This is a genomic window from Stenotrophomonas sp. AR029, from assembly GCF_047520695.2.
In the GTDB taxonomy this organism is placed as follows: domain Bacteria; phylum Pseudomonadota; class Gammaproteobacteria; order Xanthomonadales; family Xanthomonadaceae; genus Stenotrophomonas; species Stenotrophomonas sepilia.
This window is the reverse complement of record NZ_JAXBQQ020000006.1, coordinates 146,320-167,216: the sequence shown is the minus strand read 5'-3', so window position 1 is coordinate 167,216 and position 20,897 is coordinate 146,320. Positions and strand designations below refer to the sequence as shown.

The following is a 20,897-nucleotide window of genomic DNA, read 5'->3' as shown; positions in this document are numbered from 1 at the left end:
ATCGAGGTTGAACGATGAGTACTGCTTCGGACGCCACCAAGACCGGCAAGCTGCGGCTGGGCGGCAGCAACCTCTGGCTGTTCCTGCTGCTGGCATCGATGATCCTGTTCGGCGTCAACACCGGCGTCGCCACCTGGCAGGGCAGCCGCCTTGCCGACGCCGGCTCCAAGGCCGCCGACCTGCAGGTGCTGTCGCAGCAGCTGGCCAACCAGGGACGTGACGCGGTCGGCGGCAACGCCCAGGCCTTCACCGCCTTCAAGGCCACCCGCAACGCGATCGAGCAGAACGTGTCGACCCTGCAGGGACGCTACGGCAAGGAGCCGGGCGTAGCCGGTGCCATCGCCACCCTCGGCGAGACCTGGGCGCCGCTGGGCAAGCAGGCCGGGCAGCTGGTGGCCAGCGAACCGGCCGTGCTGGCGCTGGCCGGCAACGCGAACAACTTCACCGGCGCAGTGCCGGGCCTGCAGGCCCAGCTGAACGAGCTGGTGCGTGCGATGTCCGCTTCCGGCGCGCCGTCGTCGCAGGTGTACAGCGCGCTGCAGCAGGTTGTGGTGGCCGGTTCGATGGCCCGCCGCGTGACCGAAATGCGTGCCGGTGGCAGCGCCGCGGCGACCTCCGGCGATGCGCTGGCACGTGACATCACCGTGTTCTCGCAGGTGCTCGACGGCCTGCGCAACGGCAACGAGGAACTGGGCATCACCGCCGTGCGCGGTGCCGCCGCCGTGGCCGCGCTGGAACAGTCGCAGCAGAAGTGGGAAGCGATGAAGCAGGACGCCGACGCGATCCTGGCCAGCTCGCGCCAGCTGTTCGCGGCGCAGTCCGCTGCCACCGCGCTGGGCCAGGGTTCGGCCCACATGCTGGATGACAGCCGCAAGTTGTTCGACGCGTTCTCCTCGTTCGGCTCGGTATCCGACACCCGCCTGTTCCCGAACTTCTGGATTGGCGTGGTCTCCGGTGCGCTGTCGCTGATCGCGATCATCGGCTTCGTCTCCACCAACGTGCGCAGCCGCTCGCGCGAGCAGGAACTGCGCTACCAGACCCAGGTGGAATTCAACAGCCGCAACCAGCAGGCGATCATGCGGCTGCTGGACGAAATCTCCTCGCTCGGCGAGGGCGACCTGACGGTGAAGGCCTCGGTGACCGAGGACATGACCGGCGCGATCGCCGACGCGATCAACTACGCGGTGGACGAGCTGCGCCACCTGGTGACCACCATCAACGACACCTCGGCCAAGGTCGCGATGTCCACCCAGGAAACCCAGGCCACCGCCATGCAGCTGGCAGAGGCCGCGGGGCACCAGGCCAACCAGATCACCTCGGCTTCGGACCGCATCGGGGAGATCGCGGCGAGCATCGAGCAGGTGTCGCGCAACTCGGCCGAGTCGGCCGACGTGGCACAGCGTTCGGTGGTGATCGCCGCCGAGGGTGCCGGCGTGGTGCGCGAGACCATCCAGGGCATGGACCAGATCCGTGACCAGATCCAGGAAACCTCCAAGCGCATCAAGCGCCTGGGCGAGTCGTCGCAGGAAATCGGCTCGATCGTGGAACTGATCAACGACATTTCCGAGCAGACCAACATCCTGGCGTTGAACGCGGCGGTGCAGGCCGCGTCGGCCGGTGAAGCGGGCCGCGGTTTCGCGGTCGTGGCCGACGAAGTGCAGCGCCTGGCAGAACGCACCTCGGGTGCGACCCGACGCATCGAAAACCTGGTCCAGGCCATTCAGGCCGACACCAATGAAGCGGTCACCTCGATGGAGCAGACCACGGCCGAAGTGGTGTCTGGTGCGCGCCTGGCCGAGGACGCCGGTACCGCGCTGACCGAGATCGAACGCGTGTCAAACGCGCTGAACACCCTCATCAAGAACATCTCCATCGCCGCCCAGCAGCAGTCGGCTGCCGCCTCGGACATCACACGCACCATGGGCGTGATCCGGCAGATCACCGGGCAGACCTCGCAGGGTGCCGGACAGACCGCCGAGTCGATCGGCCACCTCGCGCAGCTGGCGGCGGACCTGCGCCGTTCGGTCGCCGACTTCAAGCTGCCGGCGTGACACGGGCAGGGCGGCGAGCAAGGAACCAGTCGATGAAGCATTTCCATTCCCCACGCCAGAACTCGCGCGGCCACCGCGCGGCGGCGAACGGAGCGCGTCCATGAGCAGTCTGCGCGATGCGATGAGCCACGCAGCGCTGGGCTGGGTCAAGCCCGAGCTGGACGAGACCCTGCGCCAGGTGCGCAACGAGGTCGAGTACTACGCCGAAGACCCGACCGATGCCAGCCGCATGCGCATCTGCGCCGGCTACCTGCACCAGGTGCAGGGCACCCTGCGCATGGTCGAGCTGTATGCCCCGGCGATGGTGGCCGAAGAGCTGGAGCAGCTGGCCAACGCCATCGGCGCCGGCCGCGTGGCCGACCGTGATGAAGCCTGCGCAACCCTGATGCGTGGCAGCGTGCTGCTGCCCGACTATCTGGAACGCCTGCAGAACGGCCATCGCGACATTCCGATCGTGCTGATGCCGCTGCTCAACGAGATCCGTGCGTCGCGCGGCGAAGAAGGCGTCACTGACAGTGTGCTGCTGGCCTTTGCGCCGGACAGCGTCACCGCCACCGAGGCCGAGCTGGACCATGCTCGTGGCAGCCTGAGCGGGCGTAATCGCGAGCTGCTCGACACGGTCGGCAGCGCGGTGAAGGAAGAACTGCTGCGCATCAAGGATGCGCTTGACCTGCACCTGCGCACCGGTGGTGCGCCGGAACAGCTGCAGACCCAGGCCAACGAGCTCGGCGCCGTGGCCGATACGCTGGGCATGATGGGCCTGGGCGTGGCCCGCGGCGTGGTCGTGCAGCAGCGCGATGCGCTGCGCGGCGTGGTCGAAGGTCGCCAGCAGATCGACGAGAACCTGCTGCTGGATATTGCCGGTGCACTGCTGTACGTCGATGCCTCGCTGGACGACCAGGTTGCCCATCTGGGCGCCGGCGGCAGTGGCGAGGACGACCCGAGCGCGGTCGAGAACCGCCGCACGGTGGAGGTGCTGGCGCATGAAGCCATCGCCAACTTCGCCGCTGCCCGCGAGCATTTCGTCGCCTTCATCGAAACCAGCTGGAACCATGCCGAGCTGCAGGATGTACCACGCCTGCTGGGCGATGTGTCCGGCGCGCTGCGCATGCTCGACCTGGGTACCGCCGCCGATTACCTGCGCGGCGTGCAGCAGTACATCGAGGCCGAACTGATCGGCCGCCAGCGCGTGCCCAGTGGCCGCCAGCTGGACACCCTGGCCGATGCCATGGCCAGCCTGGAGTACTACCTGGAAGCCCTGCGCGACCGCCGCCCGGGCCGCGAGGACATCCTCGAAATCACCCGCAGCAGCCTCGAGGCTCTGCGCTACTGGCCGCTGCCGGAGCACAATGCCGTCGCGCCGGACGCGCCGGCACTGCTGCCGGTCGAACGTGAGCCGGTTGCGTTGCAGGCCGAGCCCCTGCAGCCGGAGCGCGTCGAGGTTCCGGTGCAGCCTGCGGCGCCCGCTGCCGGCGACGTGCCGGTGCCACTGCCGGACTTCACCTTCGATCCGCCGCCGGCCTCGCCGGCGCCGATGGTGTCCGACAACCGCCTGATGTTCGGCGCGCTGGGCACCGTGGCAGCCGTGGCCGCCAGCAAGGCTGATATCGATGCTTCGCCGTCGCCGACGCACGACGATGCGGGGGCATCGCTGGTCTTCGCGGCGTCCAGCGCACCTGCGCCGGATGTCCCGCAGTGGGAGCTGGCGCCGTTCCATCCGGAGGCCGACGCCATCGTGCCTGCCGATGACGAGCGCAGCCCGACCTTCGCCAGTTTCGATCCGGTCAGCTTCGAACTGGCTGACAGCGGCCCCCCCGGTGCACCGCAGTGGTCGCTGTCCGGGGCGCCGCAGATGCTTGAGGACACCGCAGCGCCTGTGATCGATGAGAGGACGGACGCGGTGGATTCCTCCGCGACCGCTTTCGATGCTGCACCGGTATTCGACCCGGTGGCGGCCGAACAGGATGCGGCTGCCGTGGCCGACGACGTGGTGTTCCGCTTCGATGCCGACGCGCTGGACAACGCTGACGACGTGCTGTCGCTGCATGCGATGGAAACGCTGTCGCTGGACGATGACGCCGCGTTGCATCCGTCGCTGGAGATCGTCGATGCCGTCGTTCCGCCGCTGGCCGGGGTGGATGAGGCCCCGGATGACCTGCCGGTACCGTCGATCACGTCGCCGTTGATCGATGCGGCGGCTCCTGCGGCGGATACGTCCGCTCCGGCCGTGTCGGTGATCGATATCGACACCATCGCGCCGATCGATTTCAGCGAGGCCGACGCCCAGTTCTTCGCCGAGTTGAGTGCGGCCGCTGCCGGCTTCAATCCACAGGCGATGGCCGCTGCGGCAGCGCCGGAGGCGGTGGATTCGGCCGTTGCCGGGACCGACGCCGACACCAATGCGGGCTTCGACGCCGGTTTCGACGACGATGCCGAGAACATCGACGAGGACATCCGCGAGGTGTTCCTGGAAGAGTTCGACGATGAGCTGGCCAATCTCGGCACGCTGCTGCCGGCATGGCGCATGCAGCCGGACAACATGGACCGGCTGCGCCCGATCCGCCGCATCTTCCATACCCTCAAGGGCAGTGGCCGCCTGGTCGGCGCACGCACCCTGGGTGAGTTCGCGTGGAAGATCGAAGGCATGCTCAACCGCGTGCTGGATGGTAGCCGCGCCGCATCTCCCGCCGTGCTGGCGATGGTCGACAACGCGCATGCGGCGCTGCCGCAGCTGAACGCGGCGCTGCGCCATGGCCACCGCATCAGCGTCGACCTGCAGGCCATGCAGGCCATCGCCGATCGTGTCGGTGCAGGCGAGGAGACCTACTACGTACCCCTGGCTGGGGCCACTGCATCGGTTGCACCGGTGGCCGAAGTCGAGGGCGAAGACGAGATCAGCCGCATTCTCGACGCGGAGGTTGCCGCTTCGGCGCTGGCCGATACCGCCGAGAAGGCCGAAGCCACCGGCACGCCGGCCAACATCGACAGCGTGCTGCGCGAGATTCTCGAGGCCGAGGTGGAAGTCCATCAGGCCACCCTGCAGGACTGGCTGCGTTCGGCGCAGCAGGCACCGCAGCCGGTCAGCGACGCACTCCTGCGCGCAGTGCACACCATGAACGGCGCCTTCGCGATGACCGAAGTGCCCGAGATCACGGCTGTAACCGGCGGTGCCGAGTCCTACATCAAGCGTGCACTGGCCGCCGAAGTGGTGCCGGGTGATGAAGGCGTGGCCGCGCTGGATGCGGCCGCGCAGGCGATCACCGCCACCATGGAAGCGCTGCAGGCCGAACAGCCGCGCATCGCACCGCAACAGGTACTGGCACAGCGCCTGCAGGCGCTGGCCGGCGAGTTGCCGGAAGCGCGCTGGCCGATGGTGGGCCTGGAGGACGACGAAGCTGAGCTGGCGCTGGATGACGAACCGACGGCGGAATGGGATGCGGACGCCCCGGCAGCCGTCGCGCCTGAAACCGATGCGGTCCCGCTTTCGTCCGTCGCGCCGGAGCAGGAACCACAGGCAGTTGCCGATGTCGCCGAAACCCCGGTCGAGGATGCCGCGATCGAGGGCGAGGGCGGGCTGGAGGTCGGTGAGCTGACCGCCAGCGACGATCTTTCGCGCTACTTCGATGCCGGATGGCCGTCGGTACCGGGTGAGGGAGCGGCGTCGCTACCGGTGGTCGAATCGATCCAGGTGGCCGATGACGTTCCGGGCGTTGAGGTAGACGGTGTCCAGGCGGAGGCCGAAAGCGCGCCGCTGTTGGCCGACGATGCCGGTTTGACCGTCGTGGACGATCTGTCGCCGTACCTGGATGCCAGTGCGCTGCCGGTCGACGACCGCGATGCCGAAGAGATTCCGGATGCTGTCGAAGCCGTCGCATCTGACCTGAATGCGTCCTCGTTCGATCACGTGCACGTCGCGGACGCTGAGGCATTCGAGACGCCTGCTGCACTGCCACTCGACAGCGAGCTGTCGAGCCTGCAGGATGAAATGGCTGCGCCGGGGTTTGCAGAACCGGTCTCGCTGGACGCCGCGCTCGAGGCCGGCCTGCACGTGATCGACGAAGAGCAGCCCCTGGCCGACGACGGGCAAAGGTCCGTGCTCGGCCTGCAGGCCAGCGAACTCGCGCCGGGCGAGGCGGAAGCCTTTGCCGAGGATGCGGACGTCGGCGGGGAGGCGGCGATCGGTGAAGGAGAGAGCGCCGATCAGCCGTCCCCGGCGACGGTGAATGAGGAGATCGCGGAGGCCGCAGCGCCGGCCACCGCCGAACCGGTGCGGTTCTTCGAACTGGAAGACGCGCCGGGCCAGGTGGAAGTCCACGCCGAAGCTGCCGATGCCGATGCCGATGCCGTATCGGATGCCCCGGCCGTTGGCGCGCCTGACGCCGACGTGGTTGAAACCGTGGCACCCGACGTCCTTGACATCCCGGTGCCGGAAGACAGCGCCGATACGCTCGACTTCAGCGTCTACGATCGCGAGCTGGTCGACATCTTCGTCGAGGAAGGCAAGGACCTGCTCGACCACTGTGATGGCCTGATCAGCGAGCTGCGCGATGCGCCGCAGGACCGCGAGGTGCTGGCCGGCCTGCAGCGTGACCTGCATACCCTGAAGGGTGGCGCACGCATGGCCGGCATCAACGCCATCGGCGATCTTGGCCACAGCATCGAATCGTTGCTGGAAGCCGTCGCCGCTGGTCGCACCGAGATCGAACGCCGCGATGTGCAGTTGCTGGAGCGCGGATTTGATCGGCTGCACCAGCTGCTCACCCGCACCGGCGACCACCGCGTGGTGGAACCGGCGCAGGACCTGGTCGACGCGTTCGAAGTGCGTACCACCACCGATATCGCTGCGGCGGCTGCTGCAGCCGCAGCCGCAGCCAACGTGGCGAGCGTCGCAGAAGCCACTTCGGCACCGGTTGCCAGTCCGGCATTGGCACCGGCACTGCTTGATGCGCCACTGTCGGCACCGCTGCCGGCCGAAGGCGTGGTCGATGAAGATCCGCTGGCACGCCCGCAGCAGGAACAGGTGCGCGTGCGCGCGGATCTGCTCGACCGCCTGGTCAACCATGCCGGTGAAGTGGCGATCTACCGCTCGCGCCTCGAGCAGCAGCTCGGCGCGTTCCGTGGTGCGATGGGCGAGCTGGAGCGCACCAATGCGCGACTGCGCGACCAGCTGCGCCGGCTCGACCTGGAAACCGAAGCGCAGATCGTCGCCCGCTACCAGCGTGAGCAGGACCAGGCAGACCAGAAGTTCGATCCGCTGGAGCTGGACCGCTTCTCCACGCTGCAGCAGCTCAGCCGTGCGCTGAACGAATCGGCGGCCGACCTTGGCGGCCTGCAAGGGGTACTGGACGATCTGTCGCGCCAGTACGATTCGCTGCTGCAACAACAGTCGCGCGTCAGCTCCGAGCTGCAGGACGGCCTGATGCGCGCGCGCATGGTGCCGTTCGATGGCCTGGTGCCGCGCCTGCGCCGCGTGGTCCGCCAGTCCGGCATGGATACCGGCAAGCAGGTCCACCTGACCCTGGAAGGTACCCACGGGGAACTGGACCGCAATGTTCTCGATCGCATGGTCGCGCCGCTGGAACACATGCTGCGCAACTCCGTGGCGCATGGCCTGGAAGCGCCGGAACAGCGCCGCGCCGCCGGCAAGCCGGAGGAGGGCGAGATCGCCATCCGCCTGCACCGCGAAGGCTCGGAAATCGTGCTGGAAGTGGCCGACGACGGCGCCGGCCTGGACCGCGAGGCGATCCGCCGCCGCGCCATCGACCGTGGCCTGCTGGCTGCCGATGCCCAGCCGAACGAGCAGGAACTGGACAACCTGATCTTCGCCTCTGGTTTCACCACCGCTGACCAGGTCAGCCAGCTGGCCGGCCGTGGCGTGGGCATGGACGTGGTGCGCAACGAAGTGCGCCAGCTGGGCGGTTCGGTCGATATCCAGTCGGTGCGCGGCCAGGGCGTGCGCTTCACCCTGCGCCTGCCGCAGACGCTGGCCGTCACCCAGGCGGTGTTCGTGCAGATCGGCGAGACCACCTTCGCCGTGCCGGTGGCCTCGGTCAGCGGTATCGGCCGCCTGTCGCGCGAACGTTTCGAGGCCGCCGACAGCAGCTACCGCTACAGCGGCGAAGACTATCCGTTGTATGACCTCGGCAGCCTGGTCGGGCAGGCCCCGGCGCGTGCCGATGGCCAGGACCAGGTGCCGCTGTTGCTGGTCCGCGCCGGCGACCTGCGTGCAGCCGTGGCGATCGATCAGGTGCTGGGCAACCGCGAAATCGTGGTCAAGCCGGTGGGCCTGCAGATCGCATCGGTACCGGGCATCTACGGTGCCACCATCACCGGCGATGGCCGCGTGGTGGTGATCCTGGACGTCGCGCCGCTGGTGCGCCGCTTCCTGGCCAATCCGACGGCACCGGTGCTGGCCAATGCGCCGCGCGACGAACGCCAGGTGCCGCTGGTGATGGTGGTCGATGACTCGCTGACCATGCGCAAGGTGACCGGTCGCATCCTCGAACGCCACAACTTCGAAGTCAGTGTCGCCCGCGATGGCGTGGAAGCACTGGAGCGGTTGGAAGAGCGCGTGCCGGACCTGATGTTGCTGGACATCGAGATGCCGCGCATGGACGGCTACGAGCTGGCCACTGTGATGCGTGCCGATCCGCGCTACAGGGATGTGCCGATCGTGATGATCACCTCGCGCAGCGGCGACAAGCACCGCCAGCGTGCCTTCGAGATCGGTGTCCAGCGTTATCTGGGCAAGCCGTACCAGGAACTGGACCTGATGCGTAACGTGTACGACCTGCTGGGGATCGCCCGTGTCCGTGAGTGAAACCCATCCGGCCCCGGCCGTCGCCCTGCTGGCCCGCCCCGGTACGGCGCGTGAACGCCTGCGCGAGGCGCTGGCGCATGCCGATGTACAGCTGGTCCTGGAAGATGATCCGAACGGCCTGGAGCCGCAGGTCCTGCAGGCCGCGGCCCCGCAGTTCGTGGTGATCGCGCTGGAAGCTGCCATCGAGGACGCACTGGAACGGTTGGAATCCGTGCTCTCGGCACCGGGGCTGACCCTGGTGTTCGATGAGGCTGAGCTGGCCGCCCGCCGCGACGGCTGGGAGGCGCAACGCTGGGGGCGCCACCTGGCCGCCAAGCTGCACGGCCACCAGCAGGTGTTGCCGCCGGGCGCCGAAGAAGAGCCCAGCCTGCAGCTGGAGCCTGGCCATCCGGCGCCCGCGCCGGCGCCGCAGGAAGAAGCCCTGCGCCCGCACCTGGAACAGGCGCTGAGCTGGGCCGATGACGTTCCGGCCGACGGCCTGTATTCGCCACCGGCAGACCTGCACGAACCGATCGCGCTGGAGCAGGCCCTGGCGGCGCTGCAGCCGGTCGTGCCCGAGCCTCTGGATCCGCCTTCGGCGCCGCAGGCACTGGCCGAACCGGCGACGCCTGCGACACCGCCGGTCTCCTTCGATCACACCGCCTGGTCGCTGGTGGAAGAATCGATCGAAGCACCCGTATCGGCAGAAGCCGTGGCGCCGGTCGTCGCGCCGCAGCCCTCGTTCGATACCGATCATTTGAGCCTGGTCGATCTGGATGCCGTCGCCCCGGCCGGTGCGCGTGCCGCATCGCTGCTGGTGCTGGCCGGCATCGGTGGCCCGGATGCGTTGCGTCGCCTGCTCGGCGCACTGCCCGCGTCGTTGAGTGTGCCGGTCCTGGTGCACATGCGTCTGGATGGTGGCCGCTACGGCAACCTGGTCAAGCAGATGTCCCGCGTTTCGCCGTTGCCGGTGCAGCTGGCCGAGGCCGGCCAGCACGCGGTGCCGGGCGAGGTGCACGTGCTGGCCGATGATATCGGCGTGCGCGCGGCCAGCGATGGCCTGCATTTCCAGAGCGATGCCAACGGTATTTCGCTCGCTTCGCTGCCGGCCGAACACACCGCGCTGGTGCTGCTCAGCGGTGCCGACCTGGCCCACGTAGGCCCGGCGCTGGACCTGGCGGCCGCCGGTGCGTGGGTGGCCGGGCAGGTGGGCGAGGGCTGCTATGACCCGGCGGCGGCCACCGCCGTGGTGGCTGCCGGCATGGTGGCCGGTGAACCGCAGGAACTGGCGCAGGCGATTGCCGCGCGCTGGGGTGAGCAGGACGACAACGGAGACGCACCATGAGCTACGCCAGCAATGACGAAATCCGCGGCGTCCTGATCCAGGCCGGCAACGAGCGCGTGCTGCTGCCCAATGCCACCGTGGCCGAAATGATGTCGCGCGTGCCGGTGCAGCCGGTCTCCGATGCGCCGCGCTGGCTGGTCGGCGAGATCGGCTGGCACGGCTGGCAGGTGCCGCTGGTGTCGTTCGCACGCCTTTCGGGGCTCGGCGAAGAGACGGTGGCCGGCCACAACAAGGTGGTGGTGCTGAAGTCCCTCAGCGGCAACGTGCAGCGCCCGTACTACGCGCTGCTGACGCAGAACTTCCCGCAGCTGATCTCGGTGCCGCGCGACGGCCTGCTGGCCGACGCCTCCGAAGAAACCCTGCCGCAGACCGTGCACATGCGCGTGCTGCTGGGTGAGCAGAGTGCGCTGCTGCCGAACCTGGACGCGTTGGAAGCGGCGCTGGATTCGCTCGCCGCCTGATCCACCAGACCGGTAGTGCCGGCCGCTGGCCGGCAACCTCATGATCCCGTGGATGCCGGCCAGCGGCCGGCACTACCACGAACCTGTCTTATCCCAGGTCGCCCAACCGCGCCTGCAACGCCGCGATCGCGGCCAGTCCGGCCGTTTCCGTGCGCAGGATCCGCGGGCCCAGCTGCAGTCCCTGGAACCCGGCCGCTGCCAGCTGGTCGCGGTCGCGCGGGGACCAGCCTCCTTCCGGGCCGATCGCAAGCACGAGGCCCCCTGCCGGAGCGGCCGTCAGCGTCGACAGGCGATGTGCGCCCCGCGGGTCCAGGGTCAGCCGCAGCGTATCGGCCGGCAGTACCGCCGCAGCCTGCGCCAGCGACAGCGGCGAACCCACCTGCGGGATGCGCGCACGCCCGGACTGGCCGCAGGCCGACGTCACCACGTTGTTCCAGTGCGCCACGCGCTTCTCGGCCCGTGCTGGATCGAGCTTCACCTCGGTGCGCTCGGCGTTGACCGGAATGATCGCCGCCACGCCCAGTTCGGTGGCCTTCTGCAGGATCAGGTCCATCTTCTCGCCACGGGCGATGCCCTGCAGCAGGGTGATCGCCAGCGGTGATTCATTGTCGATGGCCTGCACAGCATCGATGCGGACCTGTACCTCGCGCTTGCCGGCCACGGTCAGTGTCGCGCTGTAGTCGTTGCCATCGCCGTTGAACAGCACGCACGTATCGCCCTCGCGCAGGCGCATCACCCGCACCAGGTGGTTGGCCGTCTCTTCCGGCAGGGTCACGGTCTGGCCGCTGTGCAGCGCCAGGTCGATGGGGCAGCGGGTCACGCGCATGCAATCGCCTCGTCGATGGCCGCCAGCGTGGTGTGTGCCAGCAGCTCCAGTTGTTCGTCATCCACGCAATAGGGTGGCATCCAGTACAGCACGTCGCCCAGCGGGCGCAGCACCACGCCGCGCTTGAGGGCGGCCTTGTAAGCGTGCAGGCCCAGCCGCAGGCCCGGATCGAAAGGCGTGCGCCTGTTGCCGTCGCGCGACAGCTCGAACGCCACCACCATGCCGGCCTGGCGCACGTCGGCCACGTGCGGATGGTCGGAAAATGGCGCCGCCAGCGTGCCCATCACCGACGCGATGCCCCGGTTGCGGGCGATCACATCGTCGTCGCGGAAGATGTCCAGCGTCGCCAGTGCTGCCGCGCAGGCCAGCGGATTGCCGGTGTAGCTGTGCGAATGCAGGAAGGCGCGCTCGCGCGAGTCGTCGAGGAAGGCGTCGTACAGCGCCTGCGTGGCCAGCACGGCGGCCAGCGGCAGGAAGCCGCCGGTCAGGCCCTTGGAAAGGCACATCAGGTCCGGCATCACCCCTGCCTGCTCGCAGGCGAACAGGGTGCCGGTGCGGCCGAATCCGGTGGCGATCTCGTCGGCGATCATGAACGCGCCATGGGCATCGCACAGTTCGCGCACGCGCTGCAGATAGACCGGGTCATGCATGCGCATGCCGCCGGCACACTGCAGGCGCGGTTCCAGGATCACCGCGCAGATCTCGCCCGGATGCTGGTCGAACAGCGTGGCCAAGCCGTCGGCAGCCTGCCGTGCGCGATCTGCCGCGCTCTGGCCCGGTTCGGCCAGGTAGGCATCGGGCGATGGCGCGAACAGGCCTTCGGCCAGCAGCGGTGCATAGACGCGGCGATACAGCGGAATATCGCCTAGCGCCAGCGCACCCAGGGTCTCGCCGTGGTAGCCGTTTTCCAGCGCGATGAAGCGCGTGCGCCGTGGCTCGCCGCGGTTCTGGAAGTACTGGAAGGCCATCTTCAGCGCCACTTCCACGCCGGCCGAGCCGTTGTCGGCGTAGAACACTTTGGCCAACGGCGCGCGGCCGGGCTGGCGTGGCGCCAGCGCCAGCAGGCGCTCGGCCAGGGTGATCGCCGGCTCGTGGCCGAAGCCCGCCAGCATCACCTGTTCCAGCTGCCCGGCCTGCGCCGCGATGGCGCCGCCGATGCGCGGCTCGGCATGGCCGAACAGGTTGGTCCACCAGCTGCTGACGGCGTCCAGGTAGCGGTGGCCGTCGTGGTCGATCAGCCATGCGCCTTCACCGCGGGCGATCGGCACCAGTGGCAGGGTGTCCGGATGCTCACGCATCTGCGTGCACGGGTGCCACAGCACCTGCAGGTCGCGTTGCCGCCAGTGCTGGGCCAGCGGGGAGGGGGTTGTGTCTGCTAGCATTTCGGGCTCATGAACATGTTGCTGCCTGCACATTCTATCGGCCCCGGCGCTGGCGCCGGCCGCCGCGGAGATTCCGCATGAACGATGACCGTGCCGGCCGTCGCTTGCCGATCATCCATCGGATCACCGATGAGGAGAACGGCCCCTTCCAGCGCCAGCATCTGGACCTGGAATTCTCCAACGGTGAACGTCGCCGGTTCGAGCGCCTGGTCAGCCGTGGCCACGGCGCGGTGGTGGTGGTGCCGATGCTCGACGATGAGACCGTGCTGCTGGTGCGTGAATACGCCGCCGGCATGCACCGCTACGAACTGGGCCTGGTCAAGGGCCGGATCGACGCCGGCGAAACCCCCGAGCAGGCCGCCGACCGCGAGCTGAAGGAAGAAGCCGGTTACGGTGCGCGCCGGGTCGACGTGCTGCGCGCAATGACCCTTGCCCCGACCTACATGAGCCACCAGTCGTGGCTGGTGGTGGCGCGCGACCTGTACCCGGAAAAGCTGGCCGGCGACGAGCCGGAAGAACTGGAAGTGGTGCCGTGGAAGCTGGCCGAACTGGACCAGCTGATGTTGCGCGAGGACTTCTCCGAGGGACGCTCGCTGGCGGCGCTGTTCATTGCCCGCCAGTGGCTGCAGGGAACGCGATGATCAAACTGACCACGGACCTGCGCGAGACCGCCATCGCCATCGCCCAGCAGGCCGGCCAAGCCATCATGCAGGTGTATGCCGATGGATTCGAGGTCCAGATCAAGGACGACAACAGCCCGGTCACCGCGGCCGACCTGGCGGCCAACCAGGTCATTGAGCTGGGCCTGCGGCAGCTGACACCGGACCTGCCGATCCTGTCCGAGGAATCGGCGCAGGTGGGCTGGGAGCAGCGTCGCCATTGGGGCGCTTACTGGCTGGTGGATCCGCTCGACGGTACCCGCGAGTTCGTCAAGCGCAACGGCGAATTCAGCGTCAACATCGCCTTGATCTACCAGGGCGCGCCGGCCTTTGGTGTGGTGCTGGCGCCGGTCACCGGCATCGTCTGGCATGCCATGCGCGGCGAGCTGGCCTATCGGCGGCAGGGCCTGCATGACACCGTGCTGCGCACCCGCACGCCGGCCACGGCTCCGCTGCGCGTTGCCGCCAGCCGCTCGCACCGCTCGCCGGAAACCGAGGCGCTGCTGGCGCGCATGGGCCGCATCGAGACCATCGCACAGGGCTCGTCACTGAAATTCTGCCGGATCGCCGAAGGCGGCCTGGATGTCTATCCGCGGCTGGGCCCGACCTCCGAATGGGATACCGCCGCCGGCCAGTGCGTGCTGCATGCCGCCGGCGGCGCGGTGCTGTCGGCGGCGACCGGCAAGCCGTTCCGCTACAACCGCCGCGAGACACTGTTGAACGGCGATTTCATTGCCCTTGGTGATACCAGCCTGCCATGGCGCGACTGGTTGTCCGACTGATCCTGGAGGCCCCATGAGCGCGCACGACACCCCCACCACCGGCAGCGCCGCAAGCAGCGAACTGGAGCGCCTGCTGGCGATCATGGCGCGGCTGCGTGACCCGCAGGGCGGCTGCCCGTGGGATCTGGAGCAGAACTTCGCGACCATCGCCCCCTACACCATCGAGGAAGCCTACGAAGTCGCCGATGCGATCGACCGGGGTGACCTGGACGATCTCTGCGACGAGCTCGGCGACCTGCTGCTGCAGGTGGTGTTCCACGCACGCATGGCCGAGGAGCAGGGCGCGTTTGCCTTCGCCGAGGTCGCCCGTGCGATCAGCGACAAGATGCAGCGCCGCCACCCGCACGTGTTCGCCGATGTCAGCGTGGACGATGCCGACGGGGTGACGCGCAACTGGGAGGCGATCAAGCGCGCCGAGCGTGCCGCCAAGGGCGAGCAGGACACCTCCGCACTGGCCGGTATCTCGCGCGGCCTGCCGGAATGGCAGCGGGCGGTGAAGCTGCAGTCGCGCGCGGCCAAGGTCGGATTCGACTGGCCGGGTCCGCTGCCGGTGCTGGACAAGGCCGCCGAGGAGCTGCAGGAGCTGCGCGAGGAGTTCGAACGTGGCGATGTCGCGGGCAACAAGGCGCGCCTGCAGGAAGAACTGGGCGACCTGCTGTTCGTCTGCGCGAACCTGGCGCGTCATGCCGATATCGATCTGGGCGCTGCACTGCGTGGTGCCAACCACAAGTTCGAGCGTCGCTTCCGCGCGATGGAAGCGCAGGCCGACGCACAGGGTGACGCGTTGGCCGAACTGGACCTGGATGCGCAGGAAGCACTGTGGCATCAGGCCAAGGCAGCAGAGAAGGCGTGAAAACGCTCGGCCTGTTCCTGCTGACCGCGCTGGCCGAGATCGTCGGCTGCTACCTGCCATGGTTGTGGCTGCGCAAGGGAGGCAGCGTCTGGCTGCTGCTGCCGGCGGCGGCCAGCCTGGCCGTGTTCGCCTGGCTGCTGACCCTGCACCCGACGGCCAGTGGACGGGTCTATGCCGCCTACGGTGGCGTCTACATCGGCACCGCGCTGTTCTGGCTGTGGCTGGTCGATGGCATTCGTCCCAGCCGCTGGGACCTGCTGGGCGCAGCGCTGTGCTTGGCCGGCATGGCGGTGATCATGTTCGGGCCGCGCACTTCATCAGTGTAGAGCCGAGCCATGCTCGGCTGCTCTTCCTTCCGGCCGCGCTGGCACGCGCAAGCCGAGCATGGCTCGGCTCTACAAGGGCAGCGCTGCCTTCCGGAAGGCGCATGATGTGGGCGACCCTGGTCCCCGGAGCCTGCTCATGTCCCGCTTCGCCAGCTTCCGCGAGTTCTATCCGTTCTATCTCAGCGAGCACCGCCACCCGGTATCGCGGCGGCTGCACTTCATCGGCAGTTGCGGGGTCCTGCTGCTGGTCGCCACTGCCTCGCTGCGCGGCCAGCCGCTGTTCCTGCTTGGCGCCCTGTTCTGCGGCTACGGGTTCGCCTGGGTCGGCCATTTTTTCTTCGAGAAGAACAGACCGGCGACGTTCCGCCATCCGCTGTACTCGTTCATGGGTGACTGGGTGATGTTCCTCGACATCCTGCGTGGGCGGGTGCGCCTGTAGCGGGCGGCTGCGGCGCCTTGCGGGCATTGCCTCGCCGGCAGAGGAAAGGGCGGGGCGGGTTGCACTTCCGCTTGCATGAACCGCTGCGCTGCGGCACGCCTGCGGGCGACCGATCTGGGATAATGGGGTTTCCTGTTTCCTCTGCTGCCGGACCCGGTCATGACCCAGAAGACGCTGCTCAACGATACCCACCGCGCCCTTGGCGCCAAGATGGTCGATTTCGGGGGTTGGGACATGCCCATCCACTACGGCTCGCAGCTGGACGAGCACCATCTGGTGCGCCGTGAGTCCGGCGTGTTCGACGTCAGCCACATGACGGTGGTCGACCTGCGCGGTGACCAGGTCAAGCCGTTCCTGCGCCGCCTGCTGGCCAACTCGGTCGACAAGCTGAAGGTGACCGGCAAGGCACTGTACTCGTGCATGCTGAATCCGCGCGGCGGCGTCATCGACGACCTGATCGTCTACTACCTGGGCGACGACTTCTTCCGCATGGTGGTCAATGCCTCTACCCGCGAGAAGGACCTGGCCTGGCTGCGCGAGCAGGCTGCGCCGTTCGGCGTCGCCGTCGAGCAGCGCCCGGACCTGGCCATCCTCGCCGTGCAGGGCCCGCAGGCGCGCGACATCGTGATCGGCCAGGCCCGCGAAGCCGACCGCGCAGCGTTGACCAAGCTGGGCCGCTTCGCCGCCCTGCAGGTGCAGTCCGATGACGGCGTCGAGCTGTTCGTCGCGCGCACCGGCTACACCGGTGAAGATGGTTTCGAGATCCTGCTTCCGCAGGACGCCGTGGTCGCCTTCTGGAACCGCCTGCTGGCGGCGGGCGTGAAGCCGGCCGGCCTTGGCGCGCGCGACACCCTGCGCCTGGAAGCGGGCATGAACCTGTACGGCCAGGACATGGACGAAGAGATCAGCCCGTACGAAGCGGCGCTGGCCTGGACCGTGTCGCTGGACGAAGGCCGCGACTTCATCGGCCGCGACGTGCTGGAGGCGCAGAAGAGCGCCGGCACCGCGCGCCAGATGATCGGTCTGGTGATGGACGAGAAGGGCGTGCTGCGCCACGGCCAGACGGTCACCACGGCCAGCGGCCAGGGCGAGATCCTGTCCGGCACTTTCTCGCCGACGCTGGCCAAGGGCATCGCCTTCGCCCGCGTGCCGGCCGGTGAACTCGGCGAGGTCACCGTCGACATCCGCGGCCGTCAGGTGCCGGTGCGGGTGGTCAAGTTCCCGTTCGTTCGGGAAGGCCAGGCGCAGCCCGGCGTGCTCACCGACGCCTGATCCGTACGTGCCGGTCGTCACTGACAGCAGTGGCGGCCGGTTGGTTACACTAGCCCCGTTTTTTCCACCCCTGCATATCTCTGGAGCAGTCCCATGAGCGAGATCCCCGGCGACCTCAAGTTCCTCAAGTCCCATGAGTGGGCCCGTGTCGAAGGCAATGGCCGCGTCACCGTCGGTATTTCCGACCACGCCCAGGGCCTGCTGGGTGACCTGGTCTACGTCGAACTGCCGGAAGTCGGCGCCGACGCCAAGGCTGGCGAGCAGATCGCCGTCGTCGAGTCGGTGAAGGCCGCCTCGGACGTCTACAGCCCGATCAGCGGCAAGGTCGTCGAGGTCAACTCGGCCCTGTCCGACAAGCCGGAAACCATCAACGAAGATGCCTACGGCGAAGGCTGGATGTTCGTGGTCGAACTGACCAACGCCGATGAGGTCAACGAGCTGCTGGACCCTGACGCGTACGCCGAGGCCCTGGAGAACGAAGACCACTGAGTCGTCGTTTCCGGATTCTGGAACGGCCACCTTCGGGTGGCCGTTTTTGTTTTGACGACTGCACCGGACTCATGACGCGGGGTTCGCTGCGCACCCTCGGCGTGGCATCAGCCGACAGGCGAACGGTGCCGATGGGCGTGCGCAGTTTTGCGCAAATCCGCGTTTCAGCCCCGCGCCGACGCACTCGGATGTGAAAACTTTTCGCCCCCTGTTGCGGCGCTGTTGTGCTGGCGTTGGTGGCGGCGCCGGTGACCATCGACGTCGCACGCGCGATGCCGTTGCGAGTCTGTGTCTAGATGCGCGGAGTGCTTATTTCAAGTGCTTTTTGTTCAACGTATGCATCGATGCCGGTGCATGCAGCACGCTTGCGCGACGCTTCAACCGCCATGGCGGGCCGCGTAGAGCAGTGGCGCCGACGGCGCTCGGAAAGGCGCGGATGTGAAAATTTTTCGCGGGGGTTGTTGACAGTAAAAAAAACCGTGATTAGGTTTCGCCTCAGCAGACCTTGCCTGCCCAACCGAGTGCGCAGAATCAATCGTCCGATGCGAAGCAGCCCCTTCAAGACCACCGCGACCCTGATGACGGTGGACACGGCCCCGCTTCCCCCGGAGAAATGCAAGGCACCTTCCGTTCCGATGTCCGCTCCGCCGATCGAGGCGGGCATCGCCGCATCCGTAACGGCGCGCTTGACGCGCCGGCGGTCCCCGCACGCAGCATCCGCGGGTTTGATCCAACTGGGCGTTTCAACTCCCTATCACTGACGAGGAGCCATCCCATGGCAACCAAGAAAGCTGCGAAGAAGAAGCCCGCCGCCAAGAAAGCGGTGAAGAAGGTCGCGAAGAAGGCCGCTGCCAAGAAGGCAGTGAAGAAGGTCGCGAAGAAGGCGACTGCCAAGAAGGCAGTGAAGAAGGCGGCGAAGAAGGTCGCCAAGAAGACCACTGCGAAGAAGGCAGTGAAGAAGGCGGCGAAGAAGGTCGCCAAGAAGTCCACTGCCAAGAAGGCCGTCAAGAAGACCGCGAAGAAGGCGGCCAAGAAGGCCACCAAGAAGACTGCCAAGAAGGCTACGGCCCGCAAGCCGGCCAAGAAGGTCGCAAAGAAGGCGACTGCCAAGAAGGCCGTCAAGAAGACCGCCAAGAAGGCAGTAAAGAAGACCGCGAAGAAGGCCACCAAGAAGGCTGCCCCGAAGAAGGCAGCGAAGAAGGTTGCCAAGCGCAAGCCGGCCGCCCGCAAGAAGAAGGCCGCTCCGGTCGCTCTGCCGGCAACCCCGGCGCCGCTGATCTAAGTACTTCCCGATAGCCGCATCCTGAAACCCCCTTCCCTGGCTGCCCAGCGGGGAGGGGGTTTTTTTATGGGCGGCTTCGGTCGCCTGGTTGGGCGATTGCCGGCGGGAATCGTTCCACCAGGAAGTCGAGGAAGCTGCGCAGGCGGGTGGAATGGTAACGATCGTGCGCATAGACCACATGCATCGGCCGACCGGCCTGGCCGTGCCCTGGGAGCAGCTGCACCAGTCGCCCAGCCTCGACATCGGCTGCCAGCAGCAGCGTCGACTGCAGGATGATGCCCAGGCCATGCAGCGCCGCCGAACGCAGCGCTTCGCCATTGTTGATCTGCAGCCGGCCGTCGGGCACGTGGTCGAGCTCGCCAGCGTCGTCCTGCAGCCACTGTGCAAGTGCACTCGGTTCGAACGACAGGCATTGATGGCCGGCAAGTGCATGCACGCTGTCTGGCGTGCCATGCCTGGCCAGATACGCCGGCGAGGCGCACATCATCAGGCGATAAGGGGCCAGGGCTCGCGCCACCAGCACGCTGCTGTCGGCCAGCGTGCCGATCCGCAGCGCCGCTTCGAAGCCCTCTTCGGCGAGGTCGACTACGCGATCGGTCAGCGTCGCTTCGACCCGGACATCCGGATGGCGCGCCATGTACTCGGCCAGTGCCGGTACCAGTGCATGCGTACCGAAGATCACCGGTGCACTGATGCGCAGCGTGCCCGCCGGTGCCAGGTGCTGGTGCTGCGCCTGCGCATCGGTTTCGTCCACCAGGCGCAGGATCTCCCGGCAGCGCGTGTAGTAGTCCTGGCCGAACGGCGTCGTGTGCTGGCGCCGGGTGGTTCGGCTCAACAGCTGCATGCCCAGCCGTGATTCCAATGCACGCAGATGCTTGCCGGCCATCGTCGCGGAGATGTCCATCGCCGCAGCTGCAGCACTGAGGCTGCCCTTGTCCACGATCAGCACGTAGACCTGCATGCTTTCCAGCAGGTTCATCTGACACCCCGGGTGTTGAATGCTGAAACCTGCGCGGAGTTTATCAATCAGGGGTGATCAAACAGCATGTCGTGCAAGGGCTGGATTGGCCGGCCATGCGGACAGGAGAACACCATGGACTTGAATCTTGCAGGCCGCACCGCTTTGGTGACGGGCGCGGCCAGCGGCATCGGTGCCGCCGTCGCCAGGCAGCTGGCGGCCCAGGGCGTGCGCGTTGCCATCACGTCACGGCAGCGGGCACCGCTGCAGGCGCTTGCGGCGCGGATCGAAGCCGAAGGCGGCGCGGCACCGGTCATCGTGGCCGGCGATGTCACCGTGGCCGGTGACGTCCGGTACATCGCGCAGGCATCCCGGGAGGCATTGCAACGCGTCGACATCCTGGTCAACGCCGCAGGTGGCTCCCGGCCGACCACCGTCGATGCCGATGATGATGTCTGGGAGGAAGCGATCGCCCTGAACTTTTCCGCCGCGCGGCGGATGACCCAGGCGCTGTTGCCTGGCATGCAGGCGCAGGCATGGGGACGGGTGATCAATTTCAGTGGTTCGATGGAACCGCGTGCGGTGAACGCGGCCACTGCGGCGAAGGCGGCGCTGCATCTGTGGAGCAAGGGGCTGTCGTCGGAGGTGGCCGGGCAGGGCATTACGGTGAATGCGATTGCACCGGGGCGCATCAACAGCGCGCAGATCCTGGAACGCCTGCATCCCACCGAGGAAAGCCGACGTGCGTTCATCGCCAGCAACATCCCGATCGGACGCTTCGGTGAACCCGAGGAAGTGGCGCCACTGGTGGCGTTCCTGTCCTCGCCGCTGGCCGGCTATATCACAGGCGCGGTGATTCCGGTGGACGGCGGCATGCACTACTTCGCGCACTAATGCTGCGGAGCTGTAGAGCCGAGCCCATGCTCGGCCGCCTTGCGCCAGGATTCCGCTCAGCCGAGCACGGCTCGGCTCG

General features: G+C 67.7%; 17 protein-coding genes. 13 read left to right on the top strand and 4 right to left on the bottom strand.

What is annotated here, in order from left to right; all coding sequences use genetic code 11:
- Positions 1-14: 14 nt before the first annotated feature.
- The 4 genes from ACM0PB_RS17235 to ACM0PB_RS17220 all read left to right on the top strand — a co-directional run bounded on the left by ACM0PB_RS17235 (position 15) and on the right by ACM0PB_RS17220 (position 10,656).
- Entirely contained in the window at positions 15-2,051 is a 2,037-nt protein-coding gene (locus ACM0PB_RS17235; RefSeq protein WP_049415562.1) for a methyl-accepting chemotaxis protein, read from the top strand.
- A gap of 100 nt (positions 2,052-2,151) precedes the next feature.
- Positions 2,152-8,871, top strand: a complete 6,720-nt coding sequence (locus ACM0PB_RS17230; protein ID WP_414604892.1) for an Hpt domain-containing protein — start codon at positions 2,152-2,154, stop codon at positions 8,869-8,871.
- The gene (locus ACM0PB_RS17225) at positions 8,858-10,195 is read left to right on the top strand and encodes a chemotaxis protein CheB (protein WP_095379270.1); all 1,338 of its coding nucleotides are present in this window, start codon (positions 8,858-8,860) and stop codon (positions 10,193-10,195) included. The genes ACM0PB_RS17230 and ACM0PB_RS17225 overlap by 14 nt, the downstream gene beginning before the upstream one ends.
- A complete protein-coding gene (locus ACM0PB_RS17220) occupies positions 10,192-10,656 on the top strand; it encodes a chemotaxis protein CheW (protein WP_065178187.1) in 465 nt (154 codons plus the stop codon). The genes ACM0PB_RS17225 and ACM0PB_RS17220 overlap by 4 nt, the downstream gene beginning before the upstream one ends.
- Before the next feature lie 88 nt (positions 10,657-10,744).
- On the opposite strand, the gene ACM0PB_RS17215 is transcribed toward ACM0PB_RS17220, so the two are convergent.
- Positions 10,745-11,482, bottom strand: coding sequence for a 16S rRNA (uracil(1498)-N(3))-methyltransferase (locus tag ACM0PB_RS17215; RefSeq protein ID WP_065178188.1), 738 nt, complete (start codon positions 11,480-11,482; stop codon positions 10,745-10,747).
- A complete protein-coding gene (bioA, locus tag ACM0PB_RS17210; RefSeq protein WP_414604913.1) occupies positions 11,473-12,864 on the bottom strand; it encodes an adenosylmethionine--8-amino-7-oxononanoate transaminase in 1,392 nt (463 codons plus the stop codon). The genes ACM0PB_RS17215 and bioA overlap by 10 nt, the downstream gene beginning before the upstream one ends.
- A 77-nt stretch (positions 12,865-12,941) precedes the next feature.
- On the opposite strand from bioA, the gene nudE reads away from it, so the two are divergent.
- The 7 genes from nudE to gcvH all read left to right on the top strand — a co-directional run bounded on the left by nudE (position 12,942) and on the right by gcvH (position 17,684).
- Positions 12,942-13,505, top strand: coding sequence for an ADP compounds hydrolase NudE (gene nudE, locus ACM0PB_RS17205; protein WP_005418435.1), 564 nt, complete (start codon positions 12,942-12,944; stop codon positions 13,503-13,505).
- Complete coding sequence (gene cysQ / locus ACM0PB_RS17200) at positions 13,502-14,305, top strand: 3'(2'),5'-bisphosphate nucleotidase CysQ (RefSeq protein ID WP_053499520.1); 804 nt, start codon at positions 13,502-13,504, stop codon at positions 14,303-14,305. Before nudE ends, cysQ begins: the two co-directional genes overlap by 4 nt.
- A 13-nt stretch (positions 14,306-14,318) precedes the next feature.
- A complete protein-coding gene (gene mazG / locus ACM0PB_RS17195; RefSeq protein ID WP_065185423.1) occupies positions 14,319-15,158 on the top strand; it encodes a nucleoside triphosphate pyrophosphohydrolase in 840 nt (279 codons plus the stop codon).
- Entirely contained in the window at positions 15,155-15,484 is a 330-nt protein-coding gene (locus tag ACM0PB_RS17190; protein WP_053499515.1) for a YnfA family protein, read from the top strand. Before mazG ends, ACM0PB_RS17190 begins: the two co-directional genes overlap by 4 nt.
- A gap of 136 nt (positions 15,485-15,620) precedes the next feature.
- Complete coding sequence (locus ACM0PB_RS17185) at positions 15,621-15,923, top strand: Mpo1-like protein (protein WP_065178192.1); 303 nt, start codon at positions 15,621-15,623, stop codon at positions 15,921-15,923.
- A gap of 159 nt (positions 15,924-16,082) precedes the next feature.
- Positions 16,083-17,195 (top strand): glycine cleavage system aminomethyltransferase GcvT, encoded by a 1,113-nt coding sequence (gcvT, locus tag ACM0PB_RS17180; RefSeq protein WP_164230488.1) that lies wholly within the window; start codon positions 16,083-16,085, stop codon positions 17,193-17,195.
- A gap of 93 nt (positions 17,196-17,288) precedes the next feature.
- The gene (gene gcvH, locus ACM0PB_RS17175; RefSeq protein WP_005418426.1) at positions 17,289-17,684 is read left to right on the top strand and encodes a glycine cleavage system protein GcvH; all 396 of its coding nucleotides are present in this window, start codon (positions 17,289-17,291) and stop codon (positions 17,682-17,684) included.
- A 292-nt stretch (positions 17,685-17,976) separates the two neighbouring features.
- Here the strand turns inward: gcvH and ACM0PB_RS17170 are convergent, their stop codons facing one another.
- Positions 17,977-18,348 (bottom strand): hypothetical protein, encoded by a 372-nt coding sequence (locus ACM0PB_RS17170; RefSeq protein WP_141239399.1) that lies wholly within the window; start codon positions 18,346-18,348, stop codon positions 17,977-17,979.
- A 111-nt stretch (positions 18,349-18,459) separates the two neighbouring features.
- Between ACM0PB_RS17170 and ACM0PB_RS17165 the strand changes: the two genes are divergently transcribed.
- Positions 18,460-18,966, top strand: coding sequence for a hypothetical protein (locus ACM0PB_RS17165; RefSeq protein WP_032954412.1), 507 nt, complete (start codon positions 18,460-18,462; stop codon positions 18,964-18,966).
- 64 nt (positions 18,967-19,030) lie between these two features.
- Here the strand turns inward: ACM0PB_RS17165 and ACM0PB_RS17160 are convergent, their stop codons facing one another.
- Positions 19,031-19,945 carry a LysR family transcriptional regulator gene (locus ACM0PB_RS17160; RefSeq protein ID WP_005418424.1) on the bottom strand — a complete coding sequence of 305 codons (915 nt, stop codon included), beginning with the start codon at positions 19,943-19,945 and terminating at the stop codon, positions 19,031-19,033.
- A gap of 114 nt (positions 19,946-20,059) precedes the next feature.
- Between ACM0PB_RS17160 and ACM0PB_RS17155 the strand changes: the two genes are divergently transcribed.
- Positions 20,060-20,818: an SDR family NAD(P)-dependent oxidoreductase gene (locus ACM0PB_RS17155; protein WP_005418423.1), complete on the top strand. Its 759-nt coding sequence runs from the start codon at positions 20,060-20,062 to the stop codon at positions 20,816-20,818.
- The last annotated feature ends 79 nt before the right edge of the window (positions 20,819-20,897 follow it).

Excerpts from the sequence above, each read along its gene's own strand:
- ACM0PB_RS17220 (WP_065178187.1), top strand. The coding sequence starts at position 10,192 with ATGAGCTACGCCAGCAATGACGAAATCCGCGGCGTCCTGATCCAGGCC.
- nudE (WP_005418435.1), top strand. The coding sequence starts at position 12,942 with ATGAACGATGACCGTGCCGGCCGTCGCTTGCCGATCATCCATCGGATC.
- ACM0PB_RS17170 (WP_141239399.1), bottom strand. The coding sequence starts at position 18,348 with ATGCCCGCCTCGATCGGCGGAGCGGACATCGGAACGGAAGGTGCCTTG.
- ACM0PB_RS17185 (WP_065178192.1), top strand. The coding sequence starts at position 15,621 with ATGTCCCGCTTCGCCAGCTTCCGCGAGTTCTATCCGTTCTATCTCAGC.
- bioA (WP_414604913.1), bottom strand. The coding sequence starts at position 12,864 with ATGCTAGCAGACACAACCCCCTCCCCGCTGGCCCAGCACTGGCGGCAA.
- gcvT (WP_164230488.1), top strand. The coding sequence starts at position 16,083 with ATGACCCAGAAGACGCTGCTCAACGATACCCACCGCGCCCTTGGCGCC.
- gcvH (WP_005418426.1), top strand. The coding sequence starts at position 17,289 with ATGAGCGAGATCCCCGGCGACCTCAAGTTCCTCAAGTCCCATGAGTGG.
- ACM0PB_RS17230 (WP_414604892.1), top strand. The coding sequence starts at position 2,152 with ATGAGCAGTCTGCGCGATGCGATGAGCCACGCAGCGCTGGGCTGGGTC.
- ACM0PB_RS17155 (WP_005418423.1), top strand. The coding sequence starts at position 20,060 with ATGGACTTGAATCTTGCAGGCCGCACCGCTTTGGTGACGGGCGCGGCC.
- ACM0PB_RS17160 (WP_005418424.1), bottom strand. The coding sequence starts at position 19,945 with ATGAACCTGCTGGAAAGCATGCAGGTCTACGTGCTGATCGTGGACAAG.
- ACM0PB_RS17165 (WP_032954412.1), top strand. The coding sequence starts at position 18,460 with ATGGCAACCAAGAAAGCTGCGAAGAAGAAGCCCGCCGCCAAGAAAGCG.
- mazG (WP_065185423.1), top strand. The coding sequence starts at position 14,319 with ATGAGCGCGCACGACACCCCCACCACCGGCAGCGCCGCAAGCAGCGAA.
- cysQ (WP_053499520.1), top strand. The coding sequence starts at position 13,502 with ATGATCAAACTGACCACGGACCTGCGCGAGACCGCCATCGCCATCGCC.
- ACM0PB_RS17215 (WP_065178188.1), bottom strand. The coding sequence starts at position 11,482 with ATGCGCGTGACCCGCTGCCCCATCGACCTGGCGCTGCACAGCGGCCAG.
- ACM0PB_RS17235 (WP_049415562.1), top strand. The coding sequence starts at position 15 with ATGAGTACTGCTTCGGACGCCACCAAGACCGGCAAGCTGCGGCTGGGC.